At 40.6% G+C, this 16,661-nt stretch carries 20 protein-coding genes and 2 other annotated features (1 of these 22 cut by a window edge); of the genes, 6 read left to right on the top strand and 14 right to left on the bottom strand.

Translation table 11 applies throughout. The annotated features are described in order from the left end of the window. Positions 1–359 precede the first annotated feature (359 nt). Entirely contained in the window at positions 360–641 is a 282-nt protein-coding gene (locus ACQKMF_RS15980) for a YlaN family protein (protein WP_034313996.1), read from the bottom strand. Between the two features lie 221 nt (positions 642–862). Here ACQKMF_RS15980 and ACQKMF_RS15975 point away from each other — a divergent pair, with 221 nt between their 5' ends. Next, positions 863–1,366 (top strand): peptidyl-prolyl cis-trans isomerase, encoded by a 504-nt coding sequence (locus ACQKMF_RS15975; RefSeq protein ID WP_413016509.1) that lies wholly within the window; start codon positions 863–865, stop codon positions 1,364–1,366. A 64-nt stretch (positions 1,367–1,430) separates the two neighbouring features. On the opposite strand, the gene ACQKMF_RS15970 is transcribed toward ACQKMF_RS15975, so the two are convergent. Next, a complete protein-coding gene (locus tag ACQKMF_RS15970; protein ID WP_402941695.1) occupies positions 1,431–2,762 on the bottom strand; it encodes a PhoH family protein in 1,332 nt (443 codons plus the stop codon). A gap of 266 nt (positions 2,763–3,028) precedes the next feature. Between ACQKMF_RS15970 and ACQKMF_RS15965 the strand changes: the two genes are divergently transcribed. The 3 genes from ACQKMF_RS15965 to ACQKMF_RS15955 all read left to right on the top strand — a co-directional run bounded on the left by ACQKMF_RS15965 (position 3,029) and on the right by ACQKMF_RS15955 (position 4,404). Next, on the top strand, positions 3,029–3,628 hold the full coding sequence (locus ACQKMF_RS15965) for a YhcN/YlaJ family sporulation lipoprotein (RefSeq protein WP_230177577.1): 600 nt from the start codon (positions 3,029–3,031) through the stop codon (positions 3,626–3,628). A 160-nt stretch (positions 3,629–3,788) separates the two neighbouring features. After that, complete coding sequence (locus tag ACQKMF_RS15960) at positions 3,789–3,989, top strand: YlaI family protein (RefSeq protein ID WP_072272690.1); 201 nt, start codon at positions 3,789–3,791, stop codon at positions 3,987–3,989. Further along, positions 3,973–4,404, top strand: coding sequence for a hypothetical protein (locus ACQKMF_RS15955; protein ID WP_101224548.1), 432 nt, complete (start codon positions 3,973–3,975; stop codon positions 4,402–4,404). Before ACQKMF_RS15960 ends, ACQKMF_RS15955 begins: the two co-directional genes overlap by 17 nt. Positions 4,405–4,444: 40 nt before the next feature. Here the strand turns inward: ACQKMF_RS15955 and ACQKMF_RS15950 are convergent, their stop codons facing one another. From ACQKMF_RS15950 to typA, 3 genes are read right to left on the bottom strand one after another with little or no spacing between them, the layout of a single operon-like run. Next, the gene (locus ACQKMF_RS15950) at positions 4,445–4,729 is read right to left on the bottom strand and encodes a hypothetical protein (protein WP_402942939.1); all 285 of its coding nucleotides are present in this window, start codon (positions 4,727–4,729) and stop codon (positions 4,445–4,447) included. 4 nt (positions 4,730–4,733) lie between these two features. Then, positions 4,734–5,042 (bottom strand): YlaH-like family protein, encoded by a 309-nt coding sequence (locus tag ACQKMF_RS15945; protein ID WP_377396080.1) that lies wholly within the window; start codon positions 5,040–5,042, stop codon positions 4,734–4,736. A gap of 22 nt (positions 5,043–5,064) precedes the next feature. Continuing rightward, complete coding sequence (gene typA / locus ACQKMF_RS15940) at positions 5,065–6,912, bottom strand: translational GTPase TypA (protein WP_048684521.1); 1,848 nt, start codon at positions 6,910–6,912, stop codon at positions 5,065–5,067. A 124-nt stretch (positions 6,913–7,036) separates the two neighbouring features. Between typA and ACQKMF_RS15935 the strand changes: the two genes are divergently transcribed. After that, complete coding sequence (locus ACQKMF_RS15935) at positions 7,037–7,219, top strand: YlaF family protein (RefSeq protein WP_034314013.1); 183 nt, start codon at positions 7,037–7,039, stop codon at positions 7,217–7,219. Between the two features lie 112 nt (positions 7,220–7,331). On the opposite strand, the gene ACQKMF_RS15930 is transcribed toward ACQKMF_RS15935, so the two are convergent. Both ACQKMF_RS15930 and ACQKMF_RS15925 read right to left on the bottom strand, forming a co-directional pair. Then, the gene (locus ACQKMF_RS15930) at positions 7,332–8,135 is read right to left on the bottom strand and encodes an inositol monophosphatase family protein (RefSeq protein WP_402941692.1); all 804 of its coding nucleotides are present in this window, start codon (positions 8,133–8,135) and stop codon (positions 7,332–7,334) included. Between the two features lie 410 nt (positions 8,136–8,545). After that, a complete protein-coding gene (locus ACQKMF_RS15925; RefSeq protein ID WP_034314018.1) occupies positions 8,546–8,743 on the bottom strand; it encodes a hypothetical protein in 198 nt (65 codons plus the stop codon). A gap of 194 nt (positions 8,744–8,937) precedes the next feature. Between ACQKMF_RS15925 and ACQKMF_RS15920 the strand changes: the two genes are divergently transcribed. Then, positions 8,938–9,558: a YktB family protein gene (locus tag ACQKMF_RS15920; protein WP_427574009.1), complete on the top strand. Its 621-nt coding sequence runs from the start codon at positions 8,938–8,940 to the stop codon at positions 9,556–9,558. A gap of 193 nt (positions 9,559–9,751) precedes the next feature. Here the strand turns inward: ACQKMF_RS15920 and trpA are convergent, their stop codons facing one another. From trpA to trpE, 7 genes are read right to left on the bottom strand one after another with little or no spacing between them, the layout of a single operon-like run. Beyond that, positions 9,752–10,531 carry a tryptophan synthase subunit alpha gene (gene trpA / locus ACQKMF_RS15915; RefSeq protein ID WP_230177581.1) on the bottom strand — a complete coding sequence of 260 codons (780 nt, stop codon included), beginning with the start codon at positions 10,529–10,531 and terminating at the stop codon, positions 9,752–9,754. After that, positions 10,524–11,729: a tryptophan synthase subunit beta gene (gene trpB, locus ACQKMF_RS15910; RefSeq protein ID WP_402941687.1), complete on the bottom strand. Its 1,206-nt coding sequence runs from the start codon at positions 11,727–11,729 to the stop codon at positions 10,524–10,526. The genes trpA and trpB overlap by 8 nt, the downstream gene beginning before the upstream one ends. Positions 11,730–11,733: 4 nt before the next feature. Beyond that, positions 11,734–12,348 carry a phosphoribosylanthranilate isomerase gene (locus ACQKMF_RS15905; RefSeq protein WP_202190636.1) on the bottom strand — a complete coding sequence of 205 codons (615 nt, stop codon included), beginning with the start codon at positions 12,346–12,348 and terminating at the stop codon, positions 11,734–11,736. Positions 12,349–12,358: 10 nt separating this feature from the next. Further along, positions 12,359–13,135 (bottom strand): indole-3-glycerol phosphate synthase TrpC, encoded by a 777-nt coding sequence (trpC, locus tag ACQKMF_RS15900; protein ID WP_427574006.1) that lies wholly within the window; start codon positions 13,133–13,135, stop codon positions 12,359–12,361. Further along, a complete protein-coding gene (trpD, locus tag ACQKMF_RS15895; RefSeq protein WP_402941684.1) occupies positions 13,135–14,157 on the bottom strand; it encodes an anthranilate phosphoribosyltransferase in 1,023 nt (340 codons plus the stop codon). Before trpD ends, trpC begins: the two co-directional genes overlap by 1 nt. 27 nt (positions 14,158–14,184) lie before the next feature. Next, on the bottom strand, positions 14,185–14,790 hold the full coding sequence (locus ACQKMF_RS15890; RefSeq protein WP_230177587.1) for an anthranilate synthase component II: 606 nt from the start codon (positions 14,788–14,790) through the stop codon (positions 14,185–14,187). Then, the gene (trpE, locus tag ACQKMF_RS15885; protein WP_402941682.1) at positions 14,787–16,181 is read right to left on the bottom strand and encodes an anthranilate synthase component I; all 1,395 of its coding nucleotides are present in this window, start codon (positions 16,179–16,181) and stop codon (positions 14,787–14,789) included. Before trpE ends, ACQKMF_RS15890 begins: the two co-directional genes overlap by 4 nt. A 170-nt stretch (positions 16,182–16,351) precedes the next feature. After that, positions 16,352–16,588 (bottom strand) — a binding site (T-box leader). A gap of 35 nt (positions 16,589–16,623) precedes the next feature. Continuing rightward, positions 16,624–16,661 (bottom strand) — a binding site (T-box leader) (it continues 193 nt past the right edge of the window).

Here is a 16,661-nt window from a genome sequence, read left to right as displayed (position 1 = left end):
ATGAAAATTTAGCTATAATAATATATTATCAATTTAATTTAACATTCAATTAATATAACAATAATACTAAAATTAACTGAATACAATAAAAAAATAAAAAATTGCATATATTCGTATATAAAAACAAGGAATTAAATCTGATTTCCCACCAAGACTCCAATGCCGCCGCAAAGGAACAGGACCATAAATTGCCAATATCAAAATAAAAATTCAAAATAATTAAAAAACTCAAATTGAGATTCCGAGGACCAATTAGTATGTCACTATTGGATATAGTATAACACTATTGATTAATTATGTACATAAATAAAAAACTCAAACAATCATCGAGATTTGTTTGAGTTAGTATGTTTTATCTATTATTTTTTTAATGATGCTTCATGCAAAACTGACAATTCCTGTTCAAGGGTTTCCAAAAGGGATTTACCCTCGGTTTCCTCTACCAAACCTAAGCGTACGGCAAAATCAATTTCTCTTGATAGACCGAACATTTGTGTATCAAGGACCTCTTCATATAAAGGACATTGAGGCATAGTGAGATTTTCCATTTGAACTTTTATCAGTTTTAGAATCTTGTCAGCATCTGCTTTTAATAAAGCATAAGCTTTTTCTCGATGATTGACAAGCATATCAGATGCCATGTGAAATCCCCCCGCTCAGAGCGATTAAATCTTATCTTTAAATTCTACCTTTAGTTTTGTGAAAAAGCAAGGACATTGACAAACAATTTGCCATTGAGATAACACAATCACCTCTCAAATGAATATACCCAGCCATGAAAATTGTTCACCATCGTGAAGATGTGACAATTCAATTATAATTGATTATAATCATTAAAGAGCAACAGAAAGGAATGAGATATTTGGAACCCATCGTATTTATAAATGGAAAAGTGAAATATCCAATTACACTAGATCCCGGAGTATGGATTTTTGATGACCGTAAAGTTGAAATAAATACATATTTCCACGCAGAAAGAGTCCAAGTCAATGAATTAGAAGAATATACGATTGCTGCCTCCAAACATTGGCAAAAAGAAATACAGGAAGGCGCAATAATGCCACCCACATTAAAAACGGAACGAAAGTTCGAGAAGCAAAGATTGCTGGAAGGGACTTTCGGCATCCCTTTTGAACCTTTTTTAAAAAATGCCGAACCTGAAAATGGGGTAACTGAAGTCATCGTTACAACCGATGATGAGGAGCTTACATTCCCATTGGAAACGGCACTTGAATTTTTCCTGGGCTTTTCCAAGAAAGGAAAGCCGCTTAAAATATCCGAGGGCGGTCCTTTGGAAATTTATTTCGGAGACGCTTCCAACATCAATGATCCGATAAAAAATGTACGGTCTTTCACTGTTAAATAAGAATTAGTCCATTCTCGCCAAAAACTTTAGAGCAATCGGCAAGGGATATCCCTTGCCGATTGCATTATAAAAGCGTAGCTGCCAGCTGGGCCAATCCAGATCTTTCCCCTTTTATCAATTTAACATGGCCTGCAATACGCTCGGTCTTGAATTTTTCCACCACATATGTCAAACCATTATTATATTCATCTAAATACGGATGATCTATTTGTTCCGGATCTCCCATTAACACAATTTTGCTTCGCTCCCCGACCCTCGTCAAAATGGTCTTGACCTCATGTTTCGTTAAGTTCTGCGCTTCATCGATGATGATGAACTGATCCGGGATGCTCCTTCCCCTGATATAGGTGAGGGCTTCCACTTCGATCGAACTCATGCCTGCTAAAATGGCATCCAATTCCCCAGGTTTTTTCGTATTGAACAAAAATTCGAGATTATCAAAAATAGGCTGCATCCATGGTCTTAATTTTTCTTCTTTTTCCCCTGGCAGATAACCAATATCTTTACCAACCGGAACAATGGGCCTGGCAACCAAAAGTTTCTTATATTGTGACAAATCTTCAGTTTGCATCAATCCTGTTGCCAATGCCAATAAAGTCTTACCTGTCCCAGCCTTACCAATGAGCGTCACAAGCTTGATGTCCGAACGGAGCAACAAATCTAGGGCCATCGTCTGCTGGACATTTCTCGGTTTAATTCCCCAAATATGTTCCCCTTCATACATCAATTTCTTAACGAACCTGCAATTCTCATCCACAATCCCTATCGCAGAAGCTGAACTGCCCAGCGTGTCCTTCATCAACAGGAATTGATTTGGATAATATGAATCTTTTGTCAGTTCTTCCAGTGCCAGAAAACTTTTTTCATAAAACTTATTCAGATTATCAATCGGTACAAACACTTCTTTGTGCCCAGCGTAAATATGGTCCAGTTCTACGACACGGTCATTTAAAAAGTCTTCTGCCTCAAGACCGATCGCATCAGCCTTGACCCTGACGAGTGTATCTTTACTAACCAAAATGACCGTTTTTCCAGCTTCCTTCGTCTCTTCTTCCAATGATAAATTTTTCGCGACTGCCAATATCCTGTTATCATTCGTTTTCTCCACAAAAATTTCCTGAAGCTTATGAAATGAACGGTGGTTGAGTTCAATCCTTATGCTGCCTCCATTATGAAGCGGAATGCTCTGATGAAGCTTCCCTTTTTCCCGAAAGCCATCGATCAATTTCGATACTTGCCTGGCATTCCTTCCGATTTCATCCATGTACCTTTTTTTCGAATCCAATTCTTCTAATACGACTGCTGGAATGACAACTTCATTATCTTCGAATGAATAAATCGAATACGGATCCTGCAACAGGACATTCGTATCTAAAACATAGATTTTTTTCCCCAATATGACGCCTCCTGCCTGCTCTATAGGATATGCCTTACCATTTACTACACTCAGCATTTATGTAGCGGACGAGACTGTTGATAAAATATATGTTCCTTTGCATAAAGATAGAAGAACATTTACAGACTATAAAGAAAACTTCCAGCAAAGAATGCAATCCCCAACATTGATAACACCATGTTTCACTGCATTTTATACTTATATGCATCAGACTTGGTAGTGATGGACAGGCTGGAACAAAAAAAGAGCATTAAGGAGGCTTTACATTGCGAAAAATCATATTGCCGCTCGCTGCGGTTCTGTTGATGTCAGGTTGCACAATGGATAATAATAACGAAGTGTCTGAAAATAACTCGAAAAACAATATAACGAAAGTCAATAATACGACCATTAAGGAGGCAGACAGAAATACCGGCCAGCAAACAGCGGAAAGACTCACCGGTTTGGCTAAATCCATTCCGGAGGTGAACGATGCCACCGCAGTCGTACTTGGCAAATATGCTATCGTCGGAATAGATATTGACCAAGATATTGAGCGTTCACAGGTCGGAACGATAAAGTACTCTGTTGGAGAAACTTTAAAACATGATCCTGAAGGTGCAAATGCCCTCATCGTCGCTGACCCGGATATAAATGAGCGGATAAGGGAGGTGGCCAGAGACATTAAAGACGGTAAACCGGTAACCGGGATACTAAATGAACTGGCTGACATCACAAGTCGAGTTATTCCTGAGGTTCCTGGTGATATTTTAACCCCAACGCCGTCCAAGAACATTGAAAATGAAAAAAATAAACTTGATGATGAAACGGAAAGAAAAGAACTCGATAAAGAGCAAAATGATCAATCCAATCACTTTAAAGAATGAATTTTCCTGACCCGAAGTGAATCTTCGGGTTTTTTGTCTATACCCGCCATGCACCAAGTAACATTAACTTTCAAATGTCAGTTTCACTTTATCCTCGTTTTACCATAAAAATATTGGTATACTTAAAAGCATATTCGAATTGAAGTGAGGTTCAACTAATATGAAGGTTAAATGTGTAATATGCGATCAAATTGAATCTATACCTGACGATAGCCCAGAAGCAAAGAAACTTCGAAACCGTCCTATACATACCTATATGTGCAATACATGCAACCAACGCATAGAAGAGCGTACGAACGAACGGATTGCAACCGGAAATTTCCGTCTGTACCGGACGATCAAAAATGAAGATGAATGGTAGAATATTTTATAAAGTTTGCCTGATTGGTCTCATCAATGGAGTTCTGCTTGGATTGATAATGAAGTGGGTAGAAATGTTTTCCGGCAAGCAAGTGTATAAGCTTTTATTGAATGTGGATTTCCTTCCTCTAATTGGAGCTGTTTCCTGGAGTGAGACATCATTGTTCTTTTTCCATCTCCTTTTTTCACTTGCCATTACGTTTATTTACGCTTATATTCTTCATCCTTTGAAAATTTTCAGGAGATGGAACGAATACGCACTTGCTTTTATCACGATCATTCCCGCCATCATGCTTTACTTCCCACTATCGGCGCTGTCGAAAACAGAAGTTGTCCTTCCTTCTGATTTGACAGCTTTCTTTTTGTGGACAATCTTACATCTTTTTTACGGACTTTTCCTCCCTAAAGCCATATAAAAAAAAGAACCGTGCGTAAATCGCACGGTTCTTTTTATCATTACTCGATATTTTTATACTTTTCTGGCTCTAACTGAATTTGGTCTAACATGATATCAATCAATTCAATCGGATAACGTTGCTTTTTCATTTCGTCTCCCAAAAGGTACTCGACGAAATAAAAAGGTTCTGTCTTTATAACCGAATCGATTATCACCTGATGATCGTCTTTCAGCATCTGCATGAAAAACATTTCTGTATCGCGTGCAGCTGTATCATCAGGCCTTGCATCACAGACAACTTTGATCGTCAACCAATTGTATAAAGCATCCTGTAATGATTTCATCATCTTAAGCCTGTTCTTCTTTTCTCGAATTATGAAGACGGATCCTATAAATCCCCAGAACAAGCGAAGCGATGACTAATGCTTCCCCCATAGGAAGAAACACCGCAAAGAAAGAAAGAAGGGTACATCCAAGTGCCATTACCAAATAAATGACCACATTTTTTAGCAATGGTAACTTTTTGGCAAAACCTAACTGATAGACAAGGATGCATAATCCAAAGACCGTCAAATATAAATACCACATTCCTGCTTCAGGATTTTCATCCACTCTGTACAATGCTGCAAAAAATGATAATCGCTCTTGGATATCCAATCTTTTCTCCTCCGCTTGCTATTTATTTTTCTTCAACAGCAACTTTTTTTCTTTTAGCTGCTCTTTCACGCTCGTTTTTATCTAGAATTTTTTTACGAAGACGGATTGAATCCGGAGTTACTTCACAGTACTCGTCATCGTTCAAATATTCCAGAGCTTCTTCAAGGGACATGATTCTTGGTTTTTTCATGGAAGAAGTTTGGTCTTTATTTGCTGAACGCATATTTGTCATTTGTTTCGCTTTAACGATATTAACTGTCAAATCGCTATCACGGTTATGTTCCCCGACGATCATGCCTTCGTAAATATCCGTACCTGGCTCAACGAAAATAACACCGCGGTCTTCTACTTGCATAATACCATATTGTGTAGTTTTTCCTGATTCCATGGATACAAGTACACCTTGACGTCTTCCGCCGACTTGACCTTGGGCCATTGGTTGGTAGCTGTCAAATGAATGGTTCATGATACCATATCCGCGTGTAATCGTTAAGAACTCAGTTGAATAGCCAATAAGTCCGCGAGCTGGGATCGTGAACAGTAAACGAACTTGACCGCTTCCGCTGTTGATCATATCCAATAATTCACCTTTACGGGCTCCCATTGATTCCATGATCGAACCAGTGTGCTCCTCAGGTACGTCGATTTGTACACGTTCAACCGGCTCACAACGGACACCATCAATCAAACGAACGATAACTTCCGGTTTAGAAACTTGCAGTTCATAACCTTCACGTCTCATGTTTTCGATCAGGATGGAAAGGTGAAGCTCCCCACGACCTGAAACAATCCAGACATCCGGAGAATCAGTATTTTCGACTCTTAAGCTGACATCAGTCTGCAATTGGTTTCTCAAACGCTCTTCAATTTTACGAGCTGTAACGAATTTACCTTCACGGCCTGCGAATGGGCTGTTATTTACAAGGAAAGTCATTTGTAATGTTGGCTCGTCAATACGCAGGATAGGTAGAGCTTCAGGGTGTTCAGTCGGACAAACTGTTTCCCCTACGTTAATATCCTCCATACCAGAAACGGCAATCAAATCACCGGCAACGGCTTCTTGGATTTCAACTTTCTTCAAGCCGATATAACCAAAGATTTTCGTTACACGGAATTGTTTAACCTTCCCATCAAGTTTCATTAATGAAACTTGTTGACCTACATGCATTTTACCGCGGAATACACGGCCAACGCCAATACGTCCTACATAATCATTATAGTCAAGTAAAGCCACTTGGAATTGAAGCGGTTCATCTGAGTTATCGATTGGTGCAGGGATCGTTTCAACGATTGTTTCGAAAAGTGGGGTCATGTCTTCTTCTTGTTTAGCAGGATCTGAATCCAAGCTTGCAGTACCAGCAATACCTGAAGTGAAGACAACTGGGAAGTCTAATTGTTCTTCTTCAGCTCCTAGCTCGATGAATAAGTCAATTACTTCATCAACCACTTCATTTGGACGAGCAGAATCTTTATCGATTTTGTTCACGACAACGATTGGCGTGATCTTTTGTTCCAATGCTTTTTTCAACACGAAGCGAGTTTGCGGCATACAGCCTTCATATGCATCAACAACAAGAAGAACGCCATCAACCATTTTCATGATCCGTTCCACTTCACCACCAAAGTCGGCATGACCAGGTGTATCCAAAATATTGATCCTTGTATCTTGGTATTGAACTGCTGTATTTTTCGCAAGAATCGTAATTCCGCGTTCTTTTTCAATCGCATTAGAATCCATCGCACGTTCTTCCACATGTTCATTTTCACGGAAAGTACCAGATTGCTTAAGCAACTGATCCACTAACGTTGTTTTACCATGGTCAACGTGGGCAATGATGGCTATATTACGAATATTTTCTCTTAATTTCAAAAAATTCACTCCTAAAAAAGTTTGTGTATAACGTATCACTAGTATTAACTTACATATTATATCACAAACATACTAGAAACAAATACAGAAATTATGTACAATAGATATATTAGGGGTGATATTAATGAACATTAAATGGAATTTCTTAATATTAGCGGTATTGGCAACATCCAGCATTGGCTCCATTGGCATCTTCATTGCTGAAAAAAGCTTGATTGGAATATTGGCTGCAATCGTTATTCTTTGCGGAATAATGGGGTTCGGTTTCACTCAGAAGAAGAAATTACGCGAAGCCGGGAAATTATAATATAAAAAAAACTCGCTGACATACAGCGAGTTTTTTTGTTAATTATTTCAAAATGAGTATTTGATTCCATCCGTGCAAGATATTTATCCTGTATGCAATAAGGCCCTTGATGCTAACGGCTGGAGTTTCCTGACAAGTATTTATCGAATACTTCTTTGTGAAGCCCGGGTTTAGATACGAAAAGTGAGTCGCCTTCTAAATAATTCAATTTGTCACCTTTAATATTACTAACTTCCCCGCCCACTTCCTCAACCAGCAAAACTCCCCCGGCAAAGTCCCAAGGCATGAGTCTCATGGTAATGTATGCATCAATCCTTCCAGCTGCCACGAATGCCAGCTCCAATGCTGCCGAGCCATAAGAACGTGTCCCTCTTGCATCCCGAACCAGCGGTGCCAAAAGACTCGGGTCAATCCTCCGGTTTTCCGTTACCCAGCTAGCATTAATGGAAATGATCGCTTTGCTTACTGATGCCTCTTCAAGTGATGGGAGCCTTTGATCATTCAGAAATGCTCCCTGCCCCTTGACCGCATGATATAATTCATCACTGAAGACATCATAAACCATGCCAATCTTTCCAATGCCATCCACATAAACCCCTAGAGAAATTGCAAAATTCCGCTGTTGATGAATGAAATTCAAAGTTCCATCAATTGGATCGATGATCCACACCGTACCTTTTAGGTCTTTAATATCATGGCCCATTCCCTCTTCGCCAAAAATGCGGTGTTCAGGAAAGACTTCGCCGATTTTTTCGCAAAAAAACTTTTCTATCCCCTTATCCATATTAGTGACCAAATCATTCGGATTCGTTTTCATTTCAATATTCAACTTGGTTTTAAAGGACGCCCTAAGCCTAGTACCCGCTTCTTTCATCCATAACTTCGCATATGTATCCATTTCCTTGACCGATGCCATTATAATATCCCCGTCCTTTATGATCAGAAACTACATTAAAATGATCCACTTCTAAAGATTAAAGCAAATATAGCTTGCCTTCAAGTTTTTAACATCTTAAATTTTCCATTTTTTAAAAACATATGTGGAAAGAAGGTTCCTTGACCATTCATCCATTAATCGGTTTCGCAATCAAGAGTTAGCCCGCGGAAATACTTTTCAAACCACTTTACCTTAACGTCTCCCTTCCTTATTAAATGGGACCGAACCAAAATAATATACCCACCTTATATATTTTGGACATTTAATGAAAAACGGACACAATATTTTTTATAAAATAAAGTGTCCGTTCATCTATAATAAAATTCCTTGTTTTGAAATTGATTCATTTCCTTTATTCATTCTCCTTCAAGATCTCTGCAGCCAATCATTTACAAGGCTTTCAGTTTTAACAATTCCAAGCGGATGCGTTCAAGCCTTTGCTTGCATTGTGACCTCTTTTGGTCATTCTCTTCACCAATTGCTTCAAAAAGGGTTGCTAATTCATAGTCCATTTCCATTCTTAACACTGCAGCTCTATGTCTTTCAACTTCTTTAGCTTTTAATGCTTGGTTCATGACTTGTTTCATAATTAACATTCTCCCTTCATCAATTAACGTAATTTTCTGAATTTATATTATCATATGATTTCCTACAACAAATAGCAACTAATTTGTGCTTTAACCTATAAGTAATTTTACATCGCCAACCCAAATCGTATTTTTTAAATTTTACTTTTACTTATGCTACAATATGTGCAGATATTACGGTAGGAGAGATGAAAATGAATATAGCAAGTTTTACAGCAAGTGATTTTGATGTTTTTAAAATTGATGGATTGGAATCCCGCATGGATGCTTTAAAAGAACGGATCCAGCCCAAATTACAAGCCCTAGGAGAGCACTTTTCTCAAAAACTGTCAGTTATGACCGGCGATGAAATGTACCCTCACGTTGCAAAGCATGCTAGACGGACAGTGAATCCACCTAATGATACATGGGTTGCCTTCGCTGCCAACAGCAGAGGATATAAAATGATGCCGCATTTCCAAATCGGGTTATGGGAAACGCATATGTTCATCTGGTATGCCGTCATTTATGAAGCCCCTAATAAAACGGAAATCGGAAAGCATCTGGAGCAGCAGGCAGACCGATTGGTGAATAGCATTCCCTCCCATTATGTTTGGTCAATGGACCATACAAAACCTGATGTCATCCATCATGAAGGTCTTGGAGTAGATGATTTGAATTCAATGTTCACTCGTTTGCAAACGGTAAAGAAAGCCGAAATTCTATGCGGTATAAAAATTTCCCGTGATGACGCCATAAAGTTAAAAGATGATGATTTCATTAAAACCATTCAAGATGCGTTTGAACATCTTTTACCCTTATATAAATTAAATTAAACACATTTGATTTGTATTCGGATCCAACAAAAAACCGGTTAAGATAAAAGGAGAGCCTTAAGGCTCTCCTCAGACTGTAGGCAAACTCGATCATTATAGAGTTTGTCTACAGTTTTTTTTAGGTTTTTAAAATATGCCCGTTGCCTCCAGACACTCTCTTTCAGCAGCGGGCAGCCTGGGAGTCTCTCCATTCCTATTTTTGCACTACCCCTTTACTTGCTTGTATCAAGTCACTAATTTGATCTTCCTTACCTGTTTCGAAGCAATCGATGATCTTGCTGCCGACTATGACACCATCGCAGTATTGTATAGCATCACGTACATGATTTGGCGTTGATATGCCGAACCCAGCAAGAACGGGAACCGGACTTATCTCTTTTACCTTCTTTAAATAGCCTCCAAGTTCTTCCCCAAAGGCGTCACGGGCACCTGTAATCCCTTTGACTGTAACTGCGTAGATAAAACCCTCCGCCCCTGCGGTAATCTCAGTGATACGCTCTTTCGATGACGTGAGTGTCACAAGGCGGATAAGAACGATTCCTGCAGTTTTGATTGATGAGAAGATAGCTTCTTCTTCAATCGGTAAATCGGGGATGATGCACCCGGAAATCCCTGCTTGTAGACAATCATTGGTAAACTCTTTAAGTCCATATGCAAGGATTGAATTCGTATATCCCATTAAAATAATTGGGATGGTCACATCATTTTTGATTTCCATTACTTTTTTCAGGACATCTTTTAAAGTTGTTCCATTTTCCAAAGAACGGATGCCAGCTTGTTGGATAACAGGTCCATCTGCGACAGGGTCAGAGAATGGGATACCTAGTTCAACAGCAGTCGCCCCGCTGTTTTCAAGGAAAAGAAGCTGGCTCTTTAACCGTTCAAGACCTCCATCTCCTGCCATAATATATGGGATGAATGCTTTTTCCTGTTTTGTTTGACATTCTTGAAGCGCGTTTGTTAATTTATTCATGTTTACTACCTCCCATCAACGATTGGACCGTTTCAACATCCTTATCACCACGGCCGGACAGGCAAATCACCAGTCCTGTTCCTTTCTCCATTTCTTTAGCAAGCTTTAAACCGTAGGAAATCGCATGTGAACTTTCTAAAGCAGGGATGATCCCTTCCTCCCTTGAAAGCAACGTTAGAGCTTCTAAGGCTTCCGCATCGGTTACCGAAGTATATTCCACCCGATTTGTATCTTTTAAGTAACTATGTTCAGGCCCTACCCCTGGATAATCCAGCCCTGCCGAAATTGAATGCGCCTCTTGGATCTGACCGTCCTCGTTCTGCAACACATACATGAATGCCCCGTGGAGCACCCCAGGTTTCCCCTTCGTCAAACTTGAAGCATGCAATGGCGTTTCAAGTCCATGCCCTGCCGCTTCCACTCCGTATAATTTTACCGTTTCATCCTCAATGAAGGGATAAAACATTCCCATTGCATTACTTCCTCCGCCTATGCAAGCGACTACTGCATCCGGCAGGGAATGTACCGCCTCCGAATATTGACGCTTTGTTTCATTTCCTATCACGCTTTGAAAATCACGAACTATAACGGGGAATGGATGCGGTCCAAGAACCGATCCCATTATATAATGGGTGTCATCCACATGCGCCACCCAATATCGTAACGCCTCATTCACAGCATCCTTCAGTGTCCCGCTTCCTTGTGATACAGATATGACCTTGGCTCCCAAAAGCTCCATCCTGAATACATTTAATTTCTGTCTCCTGATATCTTCTTCTCCCATAAAGATGATGCATTCCAACTTCAGCAATGCACACACAGTCGCCGTTGCTACCCCATGCTGTCCTGCACCCGTTTCGGCAATCACCTTTTTCTTGCCCATTTTCTGAGTCAGCAAAGCTTGACCGATCGTATTATTTATTTTGTGGGCCCCAGTATGATTCAGGTCTTCGCGCTTCAGGTAAATATTTGCACCACCAGCCAGTCTCGTTAAGTTCTCCGCAAAATAAAGTGGTGTTTCCCGACCGATATATTGTTTCAGGTAATAGCTTAGCTGACTTTGGAATTCAGGATCATTTTTAGATTGTTCATATACTTCTTCAAGCTCCGTAATCGCCGCCATTAAAGTTTCCGGAACGAAACGGCCTCCATATGCTCCAAAATGTCCAGTTTTATCAGGCTGTGTATAAGTGTTCATCTATTCATTCCTCTTTTCCGGCTGTATATTTTGCCTCATTAATAAATGCTTTTATTTTTGCAGCATCTTTTAATCCGTTTGTTTCAACACCACTGGCTACGTCAACTGCGAACGGTGATACGGCATCAATCGCTTTTCCGACATTTTCCGGAGTCAGCCCACCCGCTAGAATCACCTTCCCCAGTGGCAGTTCCGCTTTTCGTATCATTTCCCAATCCAAAGTCAATCCCTTTCCAGATGAACTCTTAGGAAGATCAACTAATAGATAATCTGCTGGGTATTCATGAAGGTTTTCAAGGTCTTTCTCTGAATTGACGGCAAAGGCCTTGATCACCGGTAAGGGCATTCTGCGGGCGAAGCTGGCAGACTCGTTACCATGAAGCTGAATATAATCCAATCCTGCAATTTCGGCATTTTTTATCACTTCTTGTTCAGTTTGATTGGCAAACACTCCGACTTTTTTTACATGTCCAGCTAGTTTGGCTCCGAATTCTCCCACTATCTCTGGCTCAACCTTCCTGCTGCTCTCGGCAAAAATGAAACCAATGAAGTCTGCCCCTGATTCAACAGCAGTCTGAGCGGCAGCCAATGTCTTTATCCCACAGATTTTCACTAACATATTAATCTCCTTATATACTCATTTGCAGTTCAGCCATCGTGTGCGGAAGATTTGATGCAGTCATCAGCGTCTCCCCGACTAAAATCGCTTTTGCACCAGCTTCCTTCACACGCATCACGTCTTCTTTTGTCTTGATCCCACTTTCACTGATAATGATATGGCGTGTTAGATCAAGTAACTTTGCCAGTCGTTCAGTTACAGCCAAGTCCACTTTGAAAGTCTTTAAATTCCGATTATTGATTCCTATGAGCTCTGCATTCAGCTCGAGAGCCTGTTTTAGTTCGGCTTCATCATGGACTTCCGTCAATACTTCAAGCCCACTCTTTTTTGCATATTGATATAATTCATGAAGTCGTTCTTTAGAAAGTGCTGCCACAATCAATAGAATGATAGTTGCACCAGCTTGATGGGCACGATCGATTTGGATTTCATCGATGATGAAATCTTTGCACAGCCTGGGAATCCGTATGGCCTCGCTTACGTTCCTCAAATCTGCAATTGATCCTTTAAAGAAAACCTCATCCGTCAATACGGATATCGCTGCCGCTCCGCCGCTTTCATATGAAAGGGCCTGCTCGATCGGATTAACATTGATTTTAATGTCCCCTTTTGAAGGGGAAGCCCGTTTTATTTCCGCGATAACAGCCATCGATTTCGCCGTTTTCAAATGATCCACCAAAGATGGTCTGACTATGTTGACCATGACCGAATCACCTAAGCCCCTTTCTTTTAAATTTGCGACTTCCACCTTTTTCTGTTCGATGATTTTCGTTAAAATATTTTCCATTACATGACCACCTTATTTCTATTGCCATAAGCAATCAGATTTTCTAACTTTGCAAGAGCCGATCCGCTATCAAGGCTTTCCTCGGCCATGGAGATTCCTTTTTTGATCGTTGCTGCCGTTCCATGTGCGAATAATCCCAATCCAGCATTCAATAAAACGGTATCACGATAGGCCCCTTTTTCCCCCTTGAGAAGCCTGAGCATGATATCGGCATTTTGTTTGGCGTCACCGCCGCGAATGGCATCATTTCCATAAACCGGCAGATCCACTTCTTCAGGATGCAGCGTAAATGGGATAATATCCCCCTGCTCCAATAGCACGAGTGAATTTTCACCCTGCAGGCTCGCTTCATCCATGAATCCGGCACCATTTATCACTACCGCGCGTTTCCTGCCTAATTTATGCAGGACTTCCGCAAAAAGCTCGAGCATATCGCGTCGATTGATTCCCATTAATTGCGTATCGAGTTGGACTGGATTCGTTAAAGGTCCGATGAGATTAAATATCGTCGGGATTTTCAGTTCTTTTCTCACTTTCATTATCCGTGCAATATTAGGGTGGACCGATGGGGCAAATAAGAATGCGATCCCATTTACCTCCAACAGTTCTTTTAACATGTCTGGCTCCAAGTACAAATTAACACCTAGCTCTTCCAATACATCCGCACTGCCCGTTTTGCTTGAAATGCTACGGTTCCCATGTTTTGCAACCTTGACACCGGCACCTGCCAGCACGAAGGCCGATGCTGTACTTATATTGAAGCTTTGTGATCCATCTCCTCCCGTTCCGCAATTATCCATTACATTAAGGGAGCTTGTTTGTACACTTCTTGCTTCTTTTCTCATGACCCTGACAAGGCTGGCTATTTCACCTGCCGTTTCCCCTTTGGATTTTAGGGCAATGATGAATGCTGCCATTTCGCTTTCGGTGATATCTTTAGAAAATAACGATTGGGCTGCTCTGCTCATCTCTTCTTCCGTCAATGTTTGACGCTCTGCTAACTTCGCTAAATATTCCTTCACCACTAACTCCCCCAGTCGTTTTTTGTTTTATAAAATGGATTGTTGCTTCTCTGATTGAAAGGTTCCGGCAATCTCATAAAATTGATGTAATAATTCCTTGCCGATTTTCGTCCCTATAGATTCAGGGTGGAACTGTAAACCGTAGAGCGGGAATTCCTGATGTTTCAGGGCCATGATTTCCCCATCATCCAGTGCTACTGCCGTCACAGTCAGTTCGTCTGGTAAACTCGCCCTTTCAACAACAAGGGAATGGTAACGCATTACCGGGAATTGTAAGTCCTGTTTAGCAAATACACCTGTTCCATCATGTTCGATTACCGATGTTTTCCCATGCATGATTTGTTTCGCTCCAACCACATTCGCACCAAAAACTGCACCAATGGCCTGATGCCCCAGACAAATGCCTAAAAGCGGAACCTTCTCATAGAAATTGCGGATGATCTCCATACTGATACCAGCATCTTCCGGCCTGCCGGGTCCCGGGGAAATGACGATTGCCATTGGATTCAGTTCCTCAATTTCCGCAAGGGTGATTTCGTCATTCCTTTTCACTACGATTTCTTTTTCCACTTCCCCTAAATATTGATAAAGGTTGTAAGTGAACGAGTCATAATTATCAATTAATAAAATCATTTAGTGTGAACCTCCATTAAAGCGCGTGCTTTATTTTGTGTTTCTTCATATTCCGTTTTGGGATCTGAATCATATACAATTCCAGCCCCTGCCTGTACATAGGCCTTGCCATCTTTAATGATCATCGTCCGAATGGCTAAAGCCATATCAAGATCCCCTCCAAAACCTATGTAGCCTATCGAGCCCGAATACATCCCCCGTTTACAATTTTCAAGTTCATTGATCAGCTCCATTGCCCTGATTTTAGGAGCACCTGAAACTGTTCCGGCAGGGAGGCAGACCGTAAGGGCATCTAAACTCGTGTACCCTTCCCTAAGCTTTCCGCTAACCTTCGAAGCAATATGCATGACGTGCTGATATCTTTGAATTTCCATTTCCTCAGTAAGGTGGATTGAACCGATTTCGCAAACCCTGCCAAGATCATTTCTACCTAAATCAACAAGCATCTTATGCTCGGCAAGTTCCTTTTCATCCATCAGCAGGCTTTTTTCGAAGCCCTTATCTTCTTCATCCGTTTTCCCTCTCGGCCGTGTGCCGGCGATGGGATTAACATGAACCATTCCTGATGAAACACTGATTAAACTTTCTGGAGACGACCCAATGATAGTATAATCGCCAAATTCTATATAAAACATATACGGAGACGGGTTGGCTAATCGCAAACGTCGGTAAGCATCGAAGGGCTCCCCATCGAAGTCCGCTTTAAACCTTTGTGATAAAACGACTTGGAACACTTCACCAGCTACAATCGCCGCTTTGACTTCAAGGACCATTTTCTCGAATTCATCCTGACTAAAATTCGAATCGAATTCCAAATATTCCGACGATATTTCCTTTGACGACTTGCTTGCCTGATTGATTTTTCCCTTCATCTCCAATAAACTTTTTTCACTATCTTCTTCCGCAGTCAATAGATGGATTTTCTGCAGAACATGATCGAATATATACAATTCTTTATAAAAAAGAAAATGAGCATCAGGCATTTGCAGAGAATCAGGAGGTACCGGACCTATATTTTCATATAGACGAATGATATCATAGCCCATATATCCGATTGCGCCGCCGTTAAAAGGAGGAAGATTTATGGGAGCCTCTCCTATTTCGACTAATAATTCGTTTTTTAGAAACTCGATGATATTGATGTTCTTTACGATTTGGTCACCTGTTTCGGTGTCTTTCACATATACTTGGTCAGCAAGTGATGTCACCTCCAAGTACGGTTTTGAACCTAGATAAGAGTAGCGGCCGTTGTCATGATGCGAATTTGAACTTTCCAATAAAAACTTCTGGTCACCATCCAATTTCTGAAATATGGCAATGGGTGTGTGGATATCCCCTTCAATTGTGTCCATTTTAAAACGGAGTATTTTTTTTTCATCCAAATTATTCATCTCAATTCCCTCCCGATTCTTATACGTTTTTTGTAAACCTCCGAAGGGAAAACCCTTTTGGCCAAGTGCCGGAGTTTTCAGTTCCTCTGGATATTTTTTGATGCTTCTCTAAAAGGTATATATATTGAAATTCCAATAAAAAAATCCCCCGCAAACACAAATATGTGTCTGCAGAGGACGGTATACCGCGGTGCCACCTCAAGTTGGAAAAATGCATCATTTTTCCCTCTCAAGCAAGAATGAAAAATTCTTGCGATTACCCTTTAACGGTGGCAGCCGAGTTTCCCTACTTATTTCAAGAAACCACTCATAAGTCCATTCATCTTCTTATATCGTACCGGTTTCCACCTTTTCCGGCTCTCTGTGACGCATCTAAAAAGATTACTACTCTCATTCATAGATTTAATTATCATTTCCAAAAAAACGCAAAAAGGGCCCTCATCCAAAGGACGAGGAACCCGTGGTACCACCTTAATTAGC

This window comes from Peribacillus sp. NPDC101480 (assembly GCF_050277335.1).
In the GTDB taxonomy this organism is placed as follows: domain Bacteria; phylum Bacillota; class Bacilli; order Bacillales; family DSM-1321; genus Peribacillus.
This window is presented reverse-complemented; position numbering and strand designations above follow the sequence as displayed.